The sequence below is a fragment of the Levilactobacillus yonginensis genome (assembly GCF_003946265.1).
GTDB classification, from domain to species: Bacteria; Bacillota; Bacilli; order Lactobacillales; family Lactobacillaceae; genus Levilactobacillus; species Levilactobacillus yonginensis.
This window is the reverse complement of sequence record NZ_RHNO01000050.1, coordinates 1-3,429: the sequence shown is the minus strand read 5'-3', so window position 1 is coordinate 3,429 and position 3,429 is coordinate 1. Positions and strand designations below refer to the sequence as shown.

Annotated in this window: 3 protein-coding genes; 1 reads left to right on the top strand and 2 read right to left on the bottom strand. The window is 46.9% G+C overall.

Going from position 1 to position 3,429, the window contains the following annotated elements:
* Window positions 1-469 precede the first annotated feature (469 nt).
* A complete protein-coding gene (locus tag EKM87_RS12205) occupies window positions 470-1,243 on the bottom strand; it encodes an ABC transporter permease (protein WP_125685016.1) in 774 nt (257 codons plus the stop codon).
* A gap of 3 nt (window positions 1,244-1,246) precedes the next feature.
* Window positions 1,247-2,149, bottom strand: coding sequence for an ABC transporter ATP-binding protein (locus EKM87_RS12200; protein WP_225428449.1), 903 nt, complete (start codon window positions 2,147-2,149; stop codon window positions 1,247-1,249).
* Between the two features lie 142 nt (window positions 2,150-2,291).
* Here EKM87_RS12200 and EKM87_RS12195 point away from each other — a divergent pair, with 142 nt between their 5' ends.
* Window positions 2,292-2,876: a helix-turn-helix domain-containing protein gene (locus tag EKM87_RS12195; RefSeq protein WP_125685014.1), complete on the top strand. Its 585-nt coding sequence runs from the start codon at window positions 2,292-2,294 to the stop codon at window positions 2,874-2,876.
* Window positions 2,877-3,429: the final 553 nt, after the last annotated feature.

Here is a 3,429-nt window from a genome sequence, read left to right as displayed (position 1 = left end):
GGGTTTGATACCAAGTATCAAACCGCCCTACACATATTTGGTTTGTCGAAACAATGTTCAGTTTTCAAAGGTCTACCAGCTATCCGCTCTCGCAGACAACTTAATAATCATATCATTCAATCAATATGATGTCAACAATAAGTTTAAGTTAATTAAACTATGTTGTTGGCTGCCTAATGAAGCAGCTCAATCAATATACCATTTTGTCAGACCACTTGTCAACAAGCAATTTAACTTTTTAAATTAACGAGCTGCTGTCGTAAAAAACAACTTAGATAATATACCATGCACATGGTTTCAGTGTCAACAAAAATTCCAAATTAATATCGATAACCCCACTATTCGTTGGTAGCGGCTCCAGGCCCATCCCTCGCTCTCCCCATATTGCGGGCCAGAAGTCTCTTTTGGTAGGATGTCACCGTGACGCTTGCCAGCATGTCTAATTTGCAACTCACGTTTCCGGCCAAGCCTAAATCCGCCGTCTCGAAAAAACCACCGCACCGACCGCTACAAAGAATAACACCCATACAAGACTGCCAACACTCAACTGCTGAATCGTCAAATGGGTCACATTCTGCTGATAACTGGGATTGGCATACTCCTCCTGTAAGAAGAACATGTTAAACGGATTCCATTTCATCACTGGCAATAACGACTTAAACGACTGTAATAACAAACTGGATACTCCTTCCCCCATGAAACAAACACCCATGCCAATAGCGATTGCCGCTGCATTGTTATGACTACAGCTTGCCAGCAAGAAGACCAGTCCAATAATCATCACGCCACCATACATATCCAGCCCCGCATTAGTCACTAGATTAACCAATAGTGATTGGTGATAGAGGTAAATGGTCTGCCAGTTTAGGCCCCGCCCAGCACTAGTTTTGAGCAATAGTGTCACGAGGATGGCCAACCCATGACCTAACACGCTATACCCGAGAACTAGTACATACTTTCCCACAAAGATCGTCCAGCGATGATTCACCTGAGTTGCCAACTGTTTGATTGTCCCATACTCGAATTCCATTGTCACACAGCTAGCACCAATCACAATGATAAGCATCGTCAACCATTGAAACCCGCCATACGCCGATGAAATATAAAATTTCTGATCACTAGCTGATGCGCCGTGGGCCGTCATGGCCAGTCCGCCCATTAAAAGCACCAAGATGACGGGGGCCAGCCACGCCATACGTTGATGTCTGAATTTAAAAATCTCCTGCTGGATTAATTGTCCCATGATCTATGCCTTCCTCTCTGCCAATAAGCGTAACAAGACTGTCTCTAAATCTTCACGGTGCTGGTTTACCTTTGAAATTTGAAGATGCGCGTCGAGAAGGGTACGCAGTAAGGGCGTCAACGCAACCGGCTTTGTCACGATTAAATTGCTGCCCCGCTGTGTCACTGGATAGTCTGCCTGTAAAAGTACCTGCAACCCTCGAGCATTTTCCGTCGTCCGCACCACTAAAGATTGCCGCGCTAATTGCTGAAGCTGAGCCATCCTCCGTTGCAGCAACACTTCTCCCTGATCAATTAAGACCACCGTATCAATGATCTTTTCCAGCTCACTCAAAATATGACTGGAAATTAAAAATGTGGTCCCTTCCCCTGCCAACTGACCAATCAAATAGCGTAGCCGTTTAACCGATTGGGGGTCTAACCCATTCATCGGCTCGTCCAATATGACTAGCCGTGGACGATTCACCAACGCCATGGCAATTCCCAACTTTTGTTTCATGCCTAGTGAATACCGTTTGGCCGGCCGGTGAATATAGGTTTCCATTTGGAGGGCCTGCACTACCCACATCATTTGTTCCCTGGAAGTCGTCATCAGTTGTAAATGTTGCCAGCCAGTCAGAAACGGATAAATTGCTGGGCGTTCGATGAGTGCGCCTACCTGTTGGGTCACAACAGTATGGGTATTGGCCGAAACGGGTTGTCCCAAAATCCGAACGTTGCCAGCATCCGTGGCTAGCAGTCCCAATAATGCTTTCATAATGGTCGTCTTGCCCGCACCGTTGGGTCCGACTAAGCCGACAACTTCGCCAGTTGAAAATGCGAAATTCACATCACGTAAGACCACACGGCGACCGAACTTTTTCCGTAGCCCGGTTACCTGAACCATTTTCACTTGTCCATTTTGCACTGGACATCATCTCCTCTACTCCCTTCTAACATACCCGTTCAAACCGCCTGATGATACGGATGCTAGCGAGAATAGCTTGCTATTTCCCGTTGATTCTCTATGCTAGAGTTAACAGCAATTATTAAGGAAGTGAGGTGCCCCCATGGCATCGACAGAACTAGGTGCACGTCTGAAACAATTTCGGCAAGCGCAGCAGCTGACCCAAACGGCACTGGCAGAGCGGCTTCACGTCTCACGCCAAACCGTTTCCAGCTGGGAGACTGGCCGGAACCAACCGGACATCGCCACCATTACCCAATTAGCTACTCTATATGCCGTCCCAGTAGATGACCTCTTACAGGACACAACAGCCGTACCCGTAACGAAACCCGTTGCCCACCTAAACGCTAGCCTATTAGTAGTTTTATTCGGCGTTCTCCTGGTGGAACGCGTCACCCAATTTTCAACCTTCCCAGCTCTTTACTGGGTGGACTTCCTCATCCTCTTACTAATCGGTCTTATGATCAACTTGGGTTTTGCCCATCGCCACCCGAACACTTGGACGAAGCGGGTACATTGGATTGGTTTGACGGTATTTGCCGCACTCAGTCTCGTTAGTGGAAGTATCAACGCCTTTAACATGGGCTTTGGCCTAATGACGACCTGCCAGTTCAGTGGCCTAGTGGTTGTTATCGCGCTGGCTAGGAAGTGCTGGCAATCTCGATCCGTAAAGGCTAGACAACGCTAAAGTGCCAATCATCCATTAGCCTCAATTTAGCTGCCCACGAAAAAAGGTAACGACCTTCCTGCATGGAAGTGCCGTTACCTTTTTAAATTGACTACTCTTCTAATCTTGCTTAGTGGGCCATTACTCTCTTTTGACAGTAATGTGTTCGATCATTATCGGCAACCTGAAATAAACGTCAATTTAGTCGCATATCACTATCAGAATTGGAACGTCCGCAACCCAAACGCCATAGAATTTGAAAGCGTCCCGTCAATTAAAAATACTGTCCATGACTTATTGCGATTTTGATTCGTTTGTACGGGTTCCCTAGTCATAGATAGGAGACGTGACCAGTAGTTTCAGGGAATCGTCCGAGTCTACATGCCCATTTTATTTCTGACGTCGCTGGGTTTTGCCAAGCACATTGTCGCTGCGGTCATGCGCCCTTTTATTTTTTGCACAAAAAAAGGAATCCATCACTGGATTCCTTACTGTTTGCGTAGCGACGTCCTATCCTCGCAGGGGGCGATCCCCCAACTACTATCAGCGTGCTGAAGCTTAACTTCCGTGTTCG

Coding starts and splice junctions, on each gene's coding strand:
- EKM87_RS12205 (WP_125685016.1), bottom strand. CDS start 1,243: ATGGGACAATTAATCCAGCAGGAGATTTTTAAATTCAGACATCAACGT.
- EKM87_RS12195 (WP_125685014.1), top strand. CDS start 2,292: ATGGCATCGACAGAACTAGGTGCACGTCTGAAACAATTTCGGCAAGCG.